At 33.3% G+C, this 16,163-nt stretch carries 12 protein-coding genes; all 12 read left to right on the top strand.

Going from position 1 to position 16,163, the window contains the following annotated elements; translation table 11 throughout:
* Positions 1–16 precede the first annotated feature (16 nt).
* The 12 genes from uvrA (at position 17) to EKM02_RS10350 (ending at position 15,435) form a co-directional block, all read left to right on the top strand.
* Complete coding sequence (gene uvrA / locus EKM02_RS10395; protein ID WP_126454881.1) at positions 17–2,848, top strand: excinuclease ABC subunit UvrA; 2,832 nt, start codon at positions 17–19, stop codon at positions 2,846–2,848.
* 36 nt (positions 2,849–2,884) lie between these two features.
* A complete protein-coding gene (locus EKM02_RS10390) occupies positions 2,885–3,244 on the top strand; it encodes a cupin domain-containing protein (RefSeq protein WP_126454879.1) in 360 nt (119 codons plus the stop codon).
* A 119-nt stretch (positions 3,245–3,363) separates the two neighbouring features.
* Positions 3,364–4,092: a TIGR00730 family Rossman fold protein gene (locus EKM02_RS10385; protein WP_126454877.1), complete on the top strand. Its 729-nt coding sequence runs from the start codon at positions 3,364–3,366 to the stop codon at positions 4,090–4,092.
* Positions 4,093–4,199: 107 nt separating this feature from the next.
* Positions 4,200–7,028, top strand: coding sequence for an aminopeptidase (locus EKM02_RS10380; RefSeq protein ID WP_234423180.1), 2,829 nt, complete (start codon positions 4,200–4,202; stop codon positions 7,026–7,028).
* Positions 7,029–7,214: 186 nt separating this feature from the next.
* The gene (locus EKM02_RS10375; RefSeq protein WP_126454875.1) at positions 7,215–9,623 is read left to right on the top strand and encodes a thiamine pyrophosphate-dependent enzyme; all 2,409 of its coding nucleotides are present in this window, start codon (positions 7,215–7,217) and stop codon (positions 9,621–9,623) included.
* A 466-nt stretch (positions 9,624–10,089) separates the two neighbouring features.
* Positions 10,090–10,767, top strand: a complete 678-nt coding sequence (locus EKM02_RS10370; protein ID WP_126454873.1) for a peptidoglycan DD-metalloendopeptidase family protein — start codon at positions 10,090–10,092, stop codon at positions 10,765–10,767.
* A 3-nt stretch (positions 10,768–10,770) separates the two neighbouring features.
* Complete coding sequence (locus EKM02_RS10365; RefSeq protein ID WP_126454871.1) at positions 10,771–11,253, top strand: hypothetical protein; 483 nt, start codon at positions 10,771–10,773, stop codon at positions 11,251–11,253.
* A gap of 607 nt (positions 11,254–11,860) precedes the next feature.
* On the top strand, positions 11,861–12,412 hold the full coding sequence (locus EKM02_RS10360) for a helix-turn-helix domain-containing protein (protein WP_126454925.1): 552 nt from the start codon (positions 11,861–11,863) through the stop codon (positions 12,410–12,412).
* A gap of 189 nt (positions 12,413–12,601) precedes the next feature.
* Complete coding sequence (locus tag EKM02_RS14930; RefSeq protein WP_199878484.1) at positions 12,602–12,910, top strand: hypothetical protein; 309 nt, start codon at positions 12,602–12,604, stop codon at positions 12,908–12,910.
* Positions 12,911–13,404: 494 nt separating this feature from the next.
* On the top strand, positions 13,405–14,364 hold the full coding sequence (locus EKM02_RS15045) for an ATP-binding protein (protein ID WP_234423179.1): 960 nt from the start codon (positions 13,405–13,407) through the stop codon (positions 14,362–14,364).
* Between the two features lie 47 nt (positions 14,365–14,411).
* Positions 14,412–14,831 (top strand): Hpt domain-containing protein, encoded by a 420-nt coding sequence (locus tag EKM02_RS15040; RefSeq protein ID WP_233592248.1) that lies wholly within the window; start codon positions 14,412–14,414, stop codon positions 14,829–14,831.
* 169 nt (positions 14,832–15,000) lie between these two features.
* Positions 15,001–15,435 carry a hypothetical protein gene (locus tag EKM02_RS10350; RefSeq protein ID WP_126454869.1) on the top strand — a complete coding sequence of 145 codons (435 nt, stop codon included), beginning with the start codon at positions 15,001–15,003 and terminating at the stop codon, positions 15,433–15,435.
* Positions 15,436–16,163 lie beyond the last annotated feature (728 nt).

The raw sequence follows: 16,163 nt of genomic DNA, 5'->3' as shown, positions 1-16,163 counted from the left end.
GAATTTGCAAAAAATTATGCTAGATAAAGACAATACCATTGAAGTTCAAGGCGCTCGCGTGCACAACTTAAAAAATATAGACGTTTCCATTCCTCGCGAAAAACTGGTCGTGATTACCGGTCTTTCGGGATCCGGAAAATCTTCCTTAGCTTTTGATACTATTTATGCCGAAGGGCAACGCCGTTATGTAGAAACTTTTTCGGCTTATGCGCGCCAGTTTCTTGGTGGCTTGGAACGTCCCGATGTGGATAAAATTGACGGACTTTCTCCAGTAATTGCTATTGAACAAAAAACGACCAGTAAAAGTCCGCGTTCCACCGTGGGAACTATCACTGAAATTTATGATTTCCTGCGTTTGCTTTATGCTCGTGCAGCTGATGCATACAGTTACAACACCGGCGAGAAAATGGTTTCCTATTCTGATGAGCAAATCAAAGATTTGATTATTCAAGATTTTACCGGAAAGCGAATCAATATTTTAGCGCCTGTTATTCGGTCTCGTAAAGGACATTATGCGGAGCTTTTTCAACAAATTGCCAAGCAAGGTTTTCTTAAAGTACGCGTAAACAGCGATGTATTGGATATTACTTTGGGAATGAAATTAGACCGTTATAAAACACACGACATCGAAATTGTTGTGGATCGAATGGTAATTGAAGATACTCCTGATAACGAAAAGCGATTGTCCGAAAGTATTAATACAGCCATGCATCACGGCGAAAACGTCTTGATGGTTTTAGATCAAGATTCCAATGAAGTACGATTTTTTAGCAGAAATTTGATGTGTCCTACTACTGGAATTTCCTATCAAAATCCTGAACCCAATTTATTTTCTTTCAATTCCCCTAAAGGTGCTTGTGATCATTGCAATGGCTTAGGAACAGTCAATGAAATTAACCCAAAAAAGATTATTCCAAATCCAAAATTATCCATAAAAAATGGCGGTTTTGCGCCTTTAGGCGAATACAAGTCATCTTGGATTTTTAAGCAACTGGAAATTATCGGAGAAAAATACGATTTCAAATTGACGGATGCCATAGAAACCATTCCGCAGGAAGCGATGGAAATGATTTTGAATGGTGGGAAGGAAAAATTCACCATCAACTCAAAAGATTTAGGTGTTGCCCGAGAATACAAAATTGATTTTGAAGGAATTTCACATTTCATAAAAAACCAACATGATGAAAGCGGCTCTACATCAATCAAGCGCTGGGCAAAGGAATTTATGGACGAAATAAAATGTCCGGTTTGTGACGGTTCCCGTTTGAAAAAAGAAGCGATGTTCTTTAAAATCAATGAAAAGAATAGTACCGAATTGTGCGATATGGACATTTCGGATTTGACCGCTTGGTTTCTTGATTTAGATAATCACTTGTCTGATAAACAAAAGCGTATCGCAACTGAAGTAATCAAAGAGATTAAGGATCGACTGAACTTTTTGATGAATGTAGGCTTGGATTATTTGGCTTTAAGCCGAAGCTCTAAATCACTTTCGGGTGGTGAAGCACAACGCATACGATTAGCCACGCAAATTGGTTCACAATTAGTGGGTGTTTTATATATTCTGGATGAGCCGAGTATTGGTTTACATCAAAGAGACAATGACAAATTGATTCATTCTCTGGAACAATTACGAGATATTGGAAACTCCGTAATTGTAGTGGAACACGATAAAGACATGATTGAACGTGCGGATTATGTAATTGATATTGGTCCAAAGGCAGGGAAATTTGGCGGAGAAATCATTAGCATTGGAACTCCTGCAGAAACAATGGCCTCAAATACCATTACGGCACAATATCTCAATGGGAAGATGAAAATTGAGGTTCCAGCAAAACGTCGGGAGGGAAATGGGAAATTCCTAAAACTGACCGGAGCAACCGGAAATAACTTGAAAAATGTTTCGATAGAATTGCCTTTGGGCAAAATGATTTGCGTGACTGGAGTTTCCGGAAGTGGTAAATCTACGTTAATTAATGAAACGCTCTACCCTATTTTGAACGCGTATTATTTTAATGGTGTCAAAAAACCAAAACCGTATAAAAAAATTGAAGGACTGGAACATATTGATAAAGTGATTGATATTGACCAAAGTCCGATTGGCAGAACGCCACGCTCTAATCCTGCAACTTATACCGAAGTTTTTACCGAAATCAGAAATCTGTTTACGATGACTTCTGAAAGTCTGATTCGGGGATATAAAGCCGGACGTTTTAGTTTTAATGTCAAAGGCGGACGTTGTGAAACCTGCCAAGGTTCTGGAGTGCGAACGATTGAAATGAATTTTTTACCTGATGTATATGTAGAATGTGAAACCTGCCAAGGAAAGCGTTTTAACAGAGAAACTTTAGAGATTCGATACAAAGGGAAATCCATTTCGGATGTGTTGAATATGACGGTAGATGAAGCGGTTCCGTTCTTTGAAATGATTCCGAAGATTTATAGAAAAGTAAAAACTATTCAGGATGTTGGATTAGGATATATTACTCTTGGACAACAAAGCACGACGCTTTCTGGCGGGGAGGCACAACGCATTAAGCTGGCGGGAGAATTATCTAAAAAAGATACTGGGAACACGTTTTATATACTGGACGAACCCACAACTGGTTTGCATTTTGAAGACATTCGAGTGTTGATGGAAGTGATCAATAAACTGGTTGACAAAGGAAATACGATTTTGATTATCGAACACAATATGGACGTGATTAAACTTGCGGATTACATCATCGACATTGGCCCTGAAGGCGGAAAAGGCGGCGGACAACTCATTGCCAAAGGAACTCCGGAAGAAATTATTAAAAATAAGAAAAGCTATACGGCGCAATTCTTGAAAAAAGAATTACTTTAGTATACATAAAAAATAAAAAAATAATTTTTGGAAATTATGAATTTAAAAGAAGCGTTCAGTAGTGTCGAAAACTATTTTTCACCGAAAATAATTGGTGAAGTTAATGATCAATTTATCAAAGTGGCAAAAATCAAAGGCCAAGATTTACCATGGCATAATCATGAAAAGGAAGATGAATTATTTTACATTGTTGAAGGAGAACTTTTAATGGAAATTGAAAACGAACCTAAATTCACTATGAAAAAAGGAGATTTATTTGTGGTTAAAAAAGGTATAAACCACAGAGTTTCGTCAACTGACGACTGTTTAATAATGCTGATAGAATCAAAAACTACTGAACATACTGGTAAAGTTATATCTAAAATAACAAAATCCATTGAAGAGCAAACGTATTAAATTTGCTTAGCCCTGATAGCAATGGAAATCCTTTATTGTTTTTCTTTAAAACAATAAAGATTGAAATGGATAGCAGGAAATAGCTCCAAATAAAGAAAAAGTAAAATATATTTTTGAAAATGAGATTAGAAGATTTTGATAACGACGAAGATAGAGTAATCCAAGACCGCCTAAAAAGAAAGACTTGGAACGAAATCAGAACCAATGACAGTTGGGCGATTTTTAAAATTATGGCTGAATTTGTAAACGGGTATGAGAGCATGGGGCGCATAGGACCGTGTGTAACTATTTTTGGTTCGGCACGAATGAAACCGGAAGATGCATATTATTTGCTTGCCGAAAAAATTGCCTATAAAATCAGTAAGGCGGGTTATGGCGTGATTACTGGTGGTGGCCCGGGAATTATGGAAGCAGGAAATAAAGGAGCTCATCTGGGCGGCGGCGCATCAGTAGGATTGAATATTGTATTGCCCTTTGAGCAACATTTCAACCCGTATATTGACAGCGATAAAAATCTTAATTTTGATTATTTCTTTGTTCGAAAAGTGATGTTTGTCAAATATTCTCAGGGTTTTGTCGTGATGCCGGGTGGTTTTGGAACAATGGACGAGTTATTTGAAGCTATAACCTTAATACAGACGAAAAAGATTGCAAGATTCCCAATAATATTAGTTGGCACCAGTTTTTGGTCGGGATTAATCGATTGGATCAAAGCGGTTTTAGTTGAAAGGGAACATACGGTAAACGCTGAAGATCTAGATTTATTCAAAATTGTAGATACTGAAGATGAAGTGGTTCATATTCTGAATGCTTTTTATAAGAAATATGATTTATCACCAAATTTTTAAAAAAAAGAAGCTGCCCCCCAAACAGCTTCTTTTTTTGTTTAATTTTAATTAACAACCATATCTAATAAAGAGATATATTCATTTTTTAATAAATTAATACGAGGAAATTGAGATCAAACCTTAAAATAGTATTTTATCTTTTTGTTTTATTGGCTTCGGTCAAACAATATGCACAACATCATAATAACTTATCCGTAGAACTGAATCCTGAAAGTAAAATTTTAAATGTTAAACAAGAAATTACTTTTATAAATCAGTCTGAGGATTCTTTGACTACTATTGTTTTGAATGATTGGAACACTGCTTATTCTAACAAAAATACGCCTTTAGCCAAACGATTTTCGGATGAATTTTACAGGGGTTTTCACTTAGCCAAAGAGGAAGAACGAGGAAGTACACTAAATTTGACCATACTGGATGAAAATCAACTTTTCCTGTCTTGGGAAAGAACAGAGAAAAACCCTGATTATATAGTGGTTCAGTTACGCAATAAATTGCTTCCAAATCAGAAAATTAAGCTACAACTCACCTATGTTTCTAAAATACCGAGCGATAAATTTACCAAATATGGATACAATAGCAATGGGACATTTAACCTGAAAGACTGGTACCTTACTCCTGCCCGTTATGAAAATCATGCCTTTACAAAATATAGTAATATGAATTTAGACGATATTGCTAATGCGATATCAAATGTGACTATTGATTTTAAAATACCCATACATTTTGAGCTTACGTCAGATTTAAAAAGTACCAAAACAATATCAAAAGATGATTTTACGCAGTACCAATTATCCGGCAATAACAGAACTGTTTTCAGCTTAATCATCGAGCCAAAATCTAGTTTTGAAAGTTATAAAAATAATGCTATTGAAGTGCTTACCGATTTGAAAAACAGCAAATTAGAGCCCATCCAAAAAGCAATTGTAATTGATAAAATTATAAATTTTACTACTAATTTAATTGGAAAATATCCTCATGATAGAATTATTATTTCAAAAACAGATTATGAAAGAAATCCTTTTTATGGACTGAACCAGCTACCTTCCTTCATTAGTCCGTTTCCGGATGACTTTATTTATGAGATTAAATTTTTGAAAACGTACTTAAATGAGTACTTGAAAACCAGCCTGCATCTGGATCCAAGAAAAGACAATTGGATTTATGACGGGATTCAAGTATATGCAATGATGAAATATATAGATGAGAATTACCCCGATACTAAAATGTTGGGTAGTGCTTCAAATATAAGGTTGTTAAAAAGCTTTAATTTAACTAATGTTGGTTTCAATGACCAATACAGTTATTTTTATATGTTGATGGCCCGAAAAAATCTGGACCAACCGCTTGGAGATTCAAAAAACAGCTTAATTAAATTTAACGAGCAAATTGCCAGTAAATATCGTGCGGGTTTAAGCATTCGCTTTTTGGATAATTATTTACAAAATAACGCCGTTATAACTAGTATTCGACAATTCTATCATCAAAATCATACCAAACAGGTAACAAGGAATGATTTTGAGAGTGTATTGAAAGCAAACACCAAAAAAGATATCAGTTGGTTTTTTAATACAATTATTAATTCCAGAGACATCATTGACTATAAATTTTCAAGCGTAACAAAAACCAGAGACAGTATTACTTTTTCGGTGCGCAATAAAACTGCAGCCGTTATTCCTATTCCGGTGTATGGAACAAAAAAAGGAGAAATCGTTTTTAAACAGTGGTTAGATATTAAGGAATGTGACAATAGTTTTACAATTGCTAAAAACAATGCGGATAAAATTATTTTAAATCTAAAAAATGAAGTTCCAGAATACAATTTAAGAAATAACTGGAAGAAACTAAGTGGTTTTTTTCCCAACAATCGCCCTGTAAAATTTGTATTTATGAAAGACCTAGAAGATCCGTATTACAATCAGGTGTTGTATGTTCCCTCGATCGGGTACAATCTTTATGACGGCATCACACCGGGCATACGATTGCATAATAAAACCATTTTAGACAAGCCGTTTATTTTTGACATCAACCCATCATACTCAACTAAATCAGATAATTTATCAGGCTCAGCTCACTTTGTAGCCAACCAAAATTTCAGAAACAGTACCCTTTACAACGCAAAATATTCAATCAGTGGCTCCTACTTTCATTATGCACAGGATGCAGCATATCTTAGACTAAATCCAACGGTGCAATTGCGTATCCGAGAGCCCAACTTCAGAGACAATAGGAAACAGCTTTTCTTATTCCGACAAGTAATTGTCAATAAAGAAAAAAGTATCCTGGTACTTGACAACTCCCCCGAAAATTATTCTGTTTTTGATGCGAGATATATTAATACCAAAACAGAAGTTACCAACCATTTTAATTTTACTACGGATCTACAAATTTCTGGTAAATTCGGAAAAATTACAGGTGAAATTGAATACCGAAAACTCTTTGAAAACAACCGGCAAATTAATTTACGGTTGTATGCGGGAAGTTTTTTGTATAATAAAACGCAATCCGATTTTTTCAGCTTCGCATTAGACCGGCCAACGGATTACCTTTTTGATTACAATTATTTAGGAAGATCAGAAAACAGTGGTCTTTTCAGTCAACAATACCTTGTAGCCGAAGGAGGTTTTAAATCCAAAATCAATACCCCTTTTGCCAATAGATGGATAACTAGCATGAACGCCAGTTACAGTATATGGAACTGGATTGAAGTCTATGGGGATTTAGGGATCATTAAAAACAAAGGAATAAAAGAGCGTTTTGTTTATGATAGTGGTATTCGCCTGAATTTAGTCACAGACTATTTTGAACTTTATTTTCCTATTTATTCTACCAATGGGTGGGAAATAGGTGAAAAGAATTATAACGAAAAAGTGCGGTTTATAGTTACTTTTTCACCTAAAACATTAATCAATCTTTTTAATCGAAAATGGTTCTAATTCAATAAGATTCTCATTAATTATTAAATTATTCTTAGCAAATTGATTTTATAATTACATATAATAAAAAAATAAGATACTTTTTATTAGAATAAATTACAATAATTTAATTATATTTATTTCAATGAATTATGAATCTAGCTACTTTTTAAGTAAATTTGCACCTCAAAGTTATACTTTTCAATTATGATAAAAGAAAAAACCAATACTACATTGACATTTGAAGATTTCAAAATCGAAGTATTAAATGACTATAAAATAGCCATATTAAGCAGAGAGTGCAGCCTTTTAGGCCGTAAAGAAGTATTGACTGGAAAAGCTAAATTTGGGATTTTTGGTGACGGAAAAGAAGTGCCGCAACTGGCAATGGCGAAAGCATTCCAAAATGGAGATTTCCGTTCTGGATACTACCGTGATCAAACGTTTATGATGGCTATTGGTGAACTTACTATCCAACAATTTTTTGCCGGATTATATGGTCATAATGATATCGAACAAGAACCAATGTCAGCAGGAAGGCAAATGGGCGGTCACTTTGCTACCCACAGCTTAAATGAAGATGGAAGTTGGAAAAACTTAACAAAACAAAAAAACTCTAGCGCTGACATTTCCCCAACTGCCGGACAAATGCCACGTTTACTAGGACTGGCTCAAGCATCAAAAATTTACAGACAAGTCTCTGGAATACCAAATGCAGCTAATTTTTCTAATCAAGGAAATGAGATTGCCTGGGGCACCATAGGAAACGCAAGTACTTCAGAAGGCTTATTTTTTGAAACTATCAATGCAGCGGGTGTTTTACAAGTACCAATGGTAATGAGTATTTGGGATGATGAATATGGGATTTCTGTTCATGCAAGACATCAAACCACAAAAGAAAATATTTCTGAAATTTTAAAAGGATACCAAAAAGACAAAAACACAAATGGCTTTGAAATTTTAAGAGTAAAAGGGTGGGATTATGCAGACCTGATTGCCACGTATGAAAAAGCTGCCACTATAGCCCGACAAAATCATACTCCTGTTTTGATACACGTAAATGAATTGACACAACCGCAGGGACATTCCAGTTCTGGTTCCCATGAGCGCTACAAAAATTCCGACCGATTGGCCTGGGAAAAAGACTATGATTGCATCCGTCAAATGAAATTATGGATGATTGCTATCAATATTGCTTCTCCTGAAGAAATTGAAGCCATTGATGCACAAGCCAAAAAAGATGTTTTAGAAGGCAAGAAAGCAGCTTGGAATGCATTTTTAGAACCCGTAATTGAAGAGCAAAAAGAAATAGTTGCTCTATTGCAAAAAATAGCCGAAAGTAGCAAAAACAAAGAAGTAATATTAAAATATACCGCCGATTTAAGCAATATCAAGTCTCCTTTGAAAAAGGAAATTTTGGTGACAGCACGAAAAGTATTGCGTTTAATCCTAAATGAAAATGGCAAAGCTGAACTATCGCTTTGGATAAAAACGTACACTGCTAAAACACAAAATAATTTTAGCAGCAACTTATTTTCAGAAACAGATTTAAATGTGTTCTCTGTCAAAAAAGTGGTACCGGTATATCAAGAAAATGCAAAAGAAGATACTGATGGACGTATGATTTTGCGCGATAATTTTGATGCTATTTTTACTAAATATCCTGAAACATTAATATTTGGCGAAGATGCAGGAACCATTGGCGATGTTAATCAAGGTTTAGAAGGAATGCAGGAAAAATATGGAGAACTCCGCGTTGCCGATGTAGGAATTCGAGAAGCAACCATTTTAGGTCAAGGCATTGGAATGGCATTAAGAGGCTTACGCCCTATTGCCGAAATTCAATATTTAGATTATTTATTGTATGCGATTCAAATCATGAGTGATGATTTAGCTACGTTGCGATATAGAACCGTAGGAAAACAAAAAGCACCACTAATTATACGTACTCGCGGTCATCGTTTAGAAGGCATCTGGCATTCTGGCTCTCCTATGGGAATGATCATAAACGCCGTGCGAGGAATTCATGTTTTAGTTCCTAGAAACATGACCCAAGCAGCCGGTTTTTATAATAGTTTATTAGAATGTGACGAACCTGCTTTAGTCATTGAGTGCCTGAACGGTTATCGATTGAAAGAAAAAATGCCACTAAACTATGGCGAATTTAAAACCCCAATTGGAGTAGTTGAAACCTTAAAACAAGGAACAGACATTACACTCGTTTCCTATGGTTCCACTTTGCGATTAGTACAGCAAGCTGCCAAGGAACTCCTTGAAATAGGTATAGATTGCGAGATTATCGACCTACAATCTTTGCTTCCGTTTGACATTAATCAAGATGTTGTAAAAAGTATTGCTAAAACAAATCGTCTTTTAGTAATCGATGAAGATGTTCCGGGCGGAGCTTCTGCTTATGTTTTACAACAAATTATTGAACAACAGGATGCCTATAATTATTTAGACAGTAAACCGCAAACCTTGACCGCAAAAGCACATCGACCTGCGTACGGAACAGATGGTGATTATTTCTCTAAACCTTCAATAGAAGATATTTTTGAAAAAGTGTATGGTATAATGAATGAAGTAAATCCATCAAAATATCCAAATTTATACTAAAATCCAATTCATAAATTAGAATCCCAATTGGAAACGATTGGGATTTTTTTTGATAGAAAAAATACACCTACTCATTTCAAAACATTCATTAGAAAATCCCTTATTAGATTGTTTATCCCATTTAACGGATGAGCATGAAAAGTTGATGACGTTTTAAAGTAAGAATTCAGCTGCTAAACTCGGTACCTATTTATAAATAAATCTTAAAATTAGGAGTTAAAGACTATCCTTAAGTAAGTCGAAAGTTTAAACGTCATAAAGTCAAAAGGAACACTATTGCAAACAGTAGTTTAAAATCAATCTGTTGCGTCATTTTGCCTAATTTTAAAACACGACATTATACAGTGGCTGTTACTTATACACTCAAATTAAAAGGTTCGATCTGCTAATTAAAAGTTATAATACCATGGTAAAATTTTTATACAGCCTTTTTTTAATTAAATTTAAGCTTTTTAAAAACCAATAAATGACAAAACTAGAAAATATTCTATACAACATTCAAAATGTTAAAGTTATAGATAAAACAATTGATTACAACAGCTACCTGCCATTAGATTTATCCAATACAAATGAAATCTTATCAAAACGAAATATACATACCGCAATTGCCTTTGAAGAATACATTGAGGATTACTTAGCTCGAAATAATGCAAAAGTTGCTTTTGGAGGATATAATGAAATTAGAAATTTATACAAACGGAGTGAAATTTTTAATGACACGAAAACCGACGAAAGAAACATTCACATTGGTATAGACTTATGGGTCAAGGCAGGAACGCCGGTTCTTGCAGCATTAGACGGATTTATCCACAGCTTCAATTATAATACTGGTGTGGGTGATTATGGCCCCACTATTATTCTGGAACATAAAATAGAAAACCAAAAATTCTATACTTTATACGGTCATTTGTCGCTTGAAAGCATTGGTAACATTAATATTGGTGATGTATACGAAAAAGGAAGTCAGCTGGCTACATTAGGTGACGCTGCTGTCAATGGTGATTATGCCCCACATTTGCATTTTCAGATTATAAAAAAAATGGCTAAAATCCTTGGTGATTATCCCGGTGTATGCAGCAAAAATGATTTGAGCTACTATTTGAAAAATTGTCCAGATCCCAATATCCTATTAAAAATAAAATAAATCATGAAAAAAATAATGATTGTATTTAGCATTCTTTTACTTATTGGATGCAAATCAAAAACTGTTATAATTGCCCCAGAACCCGAAATTGAGAACGCTAAAATTGTGAAGCTGGACTTAACAGCAATCGATGCGGATCAAAAAGCTAAAGCATATGAATTAGGAAAGCGAGTTTTGATGACCTGTAATACTTCAAAATTCAAGCCTTTTAACCTCAATGAAGCCACAACGTCAGTAATAAAAAACACCACCGAAGAACGACTGACAAAAACCTGTACGCGTTTTCGCCAATATTATGGAACTTTTATTGATCTTCATTTAGTTGAAGTATATAAAAACAATTTTGACGGAAGTACTCTTTTCAGATACAAGGCATCATATACTAAAAAAGTAGCCAATAAGGAACTTCGAGTTACAATGAATGAAGAAAATAAAGTTTCCTCTATTAAATCCTTAGATTGGGTAAACTCATTTTTGATGGAATAATTTTTTGATAAATAGCAGTACATTTTTGCTTCCGGAATAGTTGTGGCAAAACAGGATAGAAATACTAAATTCAATATATAGTTTTAGAATTATTTCGAATTAAAATAACCAAATCTCTTTTTTGAATATTGAATCATTCCCGATATCATACGAGCTTATTTCAGCATTTTTGAAAAGTAAAAGCTAAAAACTACAATTAAAAACTATTAAAATTAAAAACAGATCTAAGTAAGTCGAAAGTTTAAAAGTCGTAAAGTCAAAAGAATTAACTTTAAGTAAAAGAGCTTTAAATCAGATTGTTACATAATTTTATCCTGATTTTAAAATACGACATTATACCATGGTTATTACTTATATTTAGAGAAAACCTTTTAATGGTCATTATTTTAAAATTGCCAGAATGTTACTGGTAAAAAATATGTAACGAAATTTACTAATTGCAAAAAATTATTATATTTTTTAATTATTTTTAATTAATATCCTATTTAAAATAGAATAACTTTAATTATATAACTTATAAGTTAAATTATATAAAGTACCTATAGTGCTAAAAGCTAATTTTGTCTAAACTGTAAAAGAAATATTTTTGAAACTATATATAAAATACATGGTAGGAAATCGATGTAAAATCGCAGTGAAAGAAGAGCTAAAAAAACTAGACCTTCACTTTATGGTTGTCGATTTAGGAGAAGTTGAAATTATGGAAAATATTACTTTGGAGCAACGACAACAATTAAAAATTGCACTTTTAGATTATGGACTTGAACTGATGGATGACAAAAAGTCAATGCTTATCGAAAAAATCAAAAATATAATTATCGAAATGGTGCACCATTCAACTGAAAATATTAAGATCAATTTTTCCGATTATTTGAGCCAACTCTTAAATCACGACTATACCTATTTATCTAACTTGTTTTCAGAAGTGCAGGGAACCACAATTGAACAATTTATAATTTCACATAAGACAGAACGGATAAAAGAATTAATTATTTATGGCGAATTAAACATAACTGAGATTGCTTGGAAAATGAATTATAGCAGTGTTGCCCATTTATCAAGTCAGTTCAAAAAAGTAACTGGACTTTCCCCTTCTCACTTTAAAAAATTAAAAGACAAAAGACGAAGCCCAATTGAAGAAATCGGATATTTAAATTAGAACAATCAATACCCTATTTATTTACCTTTATAAATAAAATAGAAATCATAAAAAATCAAGAATTTCACAGAAAAACAAACAACACAAGACATCTATCAAGAAGTTCTCCAGAAAAGCGCTGTATCTGATTTTCCGCTTACAATTCAAAATAAGAAAGGCAGTTTTACGGATGTATTGTTTAATGCCTTTGTGTACAAAGATAATTTAGGAACAATATTAGGTATGCTAATTGTTGGCAGAGATAGTGCAAAACAAAAATGGGCGCTAGATTTAAAAATTGCAAACAATGAACTCGCTTTTCAAAACAAAATTAAAGAAACACGAGCGGATGAATTAGTTATTGCCAATGAAGAATTGGCTTTTCAGAACAATGAAAAAGAAGAACGTGCGGATGAATTAGTTATTACCAATAAAGAGCTTTTATTTCAAAGTATAGAAAAAGAAAAACGAGAAATTGTAAATAAAAAACTAGCAGAACTTACGTACAAAGCAAAATGAACGTATCAGTATTCACTCAGTTTAATTGAAGCGAGTCGTGATCCATTGGTTACAATTAATACCAAAGGAAAAATTACTGATATGAATGAAGCCTTAGTAAATATCCCAGGAATCACTCGATAGGAACTTACTGATTCTGATTTTTTTGATTATTTTACGGAACAACAAAACGCAAGAGAAGTATATCAGACGGTATTTGAAAAAGGCTCTGTTGCAGATTCACCACTTACACTACGGAATAAAGACGGAAAACTAACGCATGTATTATTCAACGGATCCGTATAAAAAGATGATAAAGGAAACATTCTTGGTGTCGTAATTGTTGCAAGAGATGTTACTGCGCAAAAAAGAATTGCGACAGAGTTGATTGAGGCTAGAGTTTTTGCTGAGTTGACAACAGAAATTGCTGAAAAAGCTCAAAAAAATGCTGAAAGTGCCACTATTATAGCAGAGAATGCCGTAATGTAAAAGCAAAACAACAATTTTTATCGAATATGAGTCATGAAATACGTACTCCAATGAATGCCATCATTGGATTTACAAAAGTGGTTTTGAAAACAGAATTGACTCCCAAACAAAATGAATACATTAGTGCGATTAAGATGAACGTTGATGCCCTAATTGTGCTGATAAACGACATACTCGATCTAGCAAAAGTAGACTCAGGAAAGATGACATTTGAAAAAATCCCTTTCAAAATTAAATTATCCATATCAGCTATGCTACATTTATTTGAAACAAAAATTCAAGAAAAAAACTTACGATTAATAAAGCAATACGATCGTAAAATACCAAATGTACTTGTGGGAGACGCGGTGCGTTTGCATCAGATTATTTTAAACCTCCTAAGCAATGCCGTAAAGTTCACATCAAAAGGTAACATTACAGTAAACGTGAATTTGATACATAAAGACGAAGACCGAGTCATTATTGCATCTGCAATTACTGATACCGGAATTGGTATCCAAGAAGAAAAAATAAACAAAATATTTGAAAATTTCCAGCAAGCTTCCAGTAGAACTTCACAATTATACGGAGGAACAGGGCTAGGTCTGGCCATTGTCAAACAGCTGATAGAGCCACAAGGCGGAACTATAAGGGTAAGAAGTATCTTAAATGAAGGTTCTACATTTAGTTTTACTTTAAGTTTTCAGAAAACTAATGCCGATGTTGAATTAGAAAATGAGTTGATCGAATTAGATACCAAAATCAAGTATGTTAAAGTCTTAGTAGTTGAAGATATTCCGTTCAATCAATTGCTAATAAATACATTGTTAGACGATTTTGGATTTGAGTACGATATTGCCAAAAATGGAATAGTAGCTATCGAAAAACTAAAAGAGAAAGAGTACGACATTATTCTAATCGATTTACAAATGCCAGAGATGAACGGATTTGAAGCTACAGAGTATATCTGTAAGAAAAAAATTCAAAAGTCCCAATTATTGCTTTAACTGCTGATGTTGCCAAAGTTGATTTAGCGAAATGCAAATCGGTAGGAATGAATGACCACCTTGCAAAACCACTTGACGAAAGACTGCTGTACAGCAAAATTGTTGGAATATTAAAAAAACCAAAACTGGAAAAACGGAATGAAAAACTTAATAACGGTTTAAAGGAAAACAATAGTAAAGAGAAAAAAATAAAATGTATTGATGTGATTTATTTGAATCAAAAAACAAAATCAAATCCAACCTTAATGATGGAAATGATATCCCTGTATTTAGTACAAACACCGCCCTTAATGCATACTATAAAGCAAAGTTTAGAGGACAAAAACTGGAAATTATTAGGCGCTGCTGCTCATAAAATGATCCCTTCATTTGCCATAATGGGTATTAACAATGATTTTGAAAATATGGCAAAAAAATTCAGAACTTTGCAATTACGCAAGATCAATCAGAGGGAATATATGATTTAGTATTACAACTAGAAAAAATTTGTCTGCAAGCCTGTATTGAACAAGAGGAAGAACTTATGTCTTTTTTAATGTGTGATATTACAAGTTTAAATAAAAGTTAAGGAACAACTAATTAAATAAAGAAATAAACTTAAATTTGTATTATATGTACTCCTAAAATAAAACCAAAATGAAAATAAGTGTTGATTTAAAAAAAAAATTTGTGCGTGGTTTAGCAATACTGATGCTGCTTTCGATTTCTTCATGTGGTAAAAACATTGCTTTTCAAAATTCTATTGTGGTCCCCGCAGCAAATGGCGCGGTAAATGTCACCAAAGACAGTAACAAAAATTATTTGATAAAAATAAAAATATCAGATTTAGCCGAAGTAAACAGATTACAGCCTTCAAAAAATGTTTACGTTGTCTGGATGGAAACAGACGGCGATAATGTAAGAAATATTGGTCAAATAAAAAGTGATAGCGGATTCTTGTCCTCAAAACTTAGAGCAACTTTTGAAACTGTTACAGCCTACAAGCCATCAAAAGTATTTATAACTGCTGAAGATGACGGGGATGTTCAATATCCAGGGATGCAGATGATTTTATCTACCAACCAATTTTAAATTTATAAAACCTACCTGATATGAATCCATACCTGGTAGGTTTTATTTTTAAAAAGTTACCTTTTCTATCTTTGGAATAGCAACGGTACAAAAAACCTTAGGACTTGAAATCCACAATAACAATTCTTACTCTGAAACAAACAACCATTTTTTTTTAATGAATTTACTTCATAGTCACTTTTTTATCAAGTACTTATTCTAATTATTAAAGATGAAATTCGCGAATTTGATTGCATGCTTTTTTAAAAAAAATTAAGGTAATCCTAAACTATTTTAGTACGATAACAGAAAAACAACCTAGCGAATCTGTTCTTGAAATTACGATAAAAATACACCACCAGTGTCCTGAGCCATCTAGCAGAGATTCTCATCACTATTCCAATTATTTCAAATCCTGAAATAAATATCCAAACATTTAAAAATTACTACAAGTCTTTAGAAGATATCCTTATAGAATACACTATTAATCAACCTAGAACTGCCAATTAATCAATTCCGGTATATAAAATGAATGGAGCAAAATACATGTGGCTCTGAGCATTAGTCTGTAAACCGTGAATAATATAACTAATCGTAGAAGTTATGCAATCGTTTAGTTATAAAGTGGATATTCCGGGGCAAACTGAACACTCTATTATGGTTTAAACTGTAGATAAAGAGCTGAACTTTGTATAGTGACAATTATTTCACAGGTAATTATCAATAAAGCGGAATGAATCAGATCTAAA

The sequence above is a fragment of the Flavobacterium sp. RSP49 genome (assembly GCF_003968735.1).
Taxonomy (GTDB): domain Bacteria; phylum Bacteroidota; class Bacteroidia; order Flavobacteriales; family Flavobacteriaceae; genus Flavobacterium.
The sequence above is the reverse complement of the archived record's forward strand: the minus strand, read 5'-3'. Positions and strand labels throughout refer to the sequence as shown.

Excerpts from the sequence above, each read along its gene's own strand:
- EKM02_RS10390 (WP_126454879.1), top strand. The coding sequence starts at position 2,885 with ATGAATTTAAAAGAAGCGTTCAGTAGTGTCGAAAACTATTTTTCACCG.
- EKM02_RS10385 (WP_126454877.1), top strand. The coding sequence starts at position 3,364 with ATGAGATTAGAAGATTTTGATAACGACGAAGATAGAGTAATCCAAGAC.
- EKM02_RS10365 (WP_126454871.1), top strand. The coding sequence starts at position 10,771 with ATGAAAAAAATAATGATTGTATTTAGCATTCTTTTACTTATTGGATGC.
- EKM02_RS15045 (WP_234423179.1), top strand. The coding sequence starts at position 13,405 with ATGAGTCATGAAATACGTACTCCAATGAATGCCATCATTGGATTTACA.
- EKM02_RS10360 (WP_126454925.1), top strand. The coding sequence starts at position 11,861 with ATGGTAGGAAATCGATGTAAAATCGCAGTGAAAGAAGAGCTAAAAAAA.
- EKM02_RS10375 (WP_126454875.1), top strand. The coding sequence starts at position 7,215 with ATGATAAAAGAAAAAACCAATACTACATTGACATTTGAAGATTTCAAA.
- EKM02_RS15040 (WP_233592248.1), top strand. The coding sequence starts at position 14,412 with ATGAATGACCACCTTGCAAAACCACTTGACGAAAGACTGCTGTACAGC.
- EKM02_RS10350 (WP_126454869.1), top strand. The coding sequence starts at position 15,001 with ATGAAAATAAGTGTTGATTTAAAAAAAAAATTTGTGCGTGGTTTAGCA.
- EKM02_RS10370 (WP_126454873.1), top strand. The coding sequence starts at position 10,090 with ATGACAAAACTAGAAAATATTCTATACAACATTCAAAATGTTAAAGTT.
- uvrA (WP_126454881.1), top strand. The coding sequence starts at position 17 with ATGCTAGATAAAGACAATACCATTGAAGTTCAAGGCGCTCGCGTGCAC.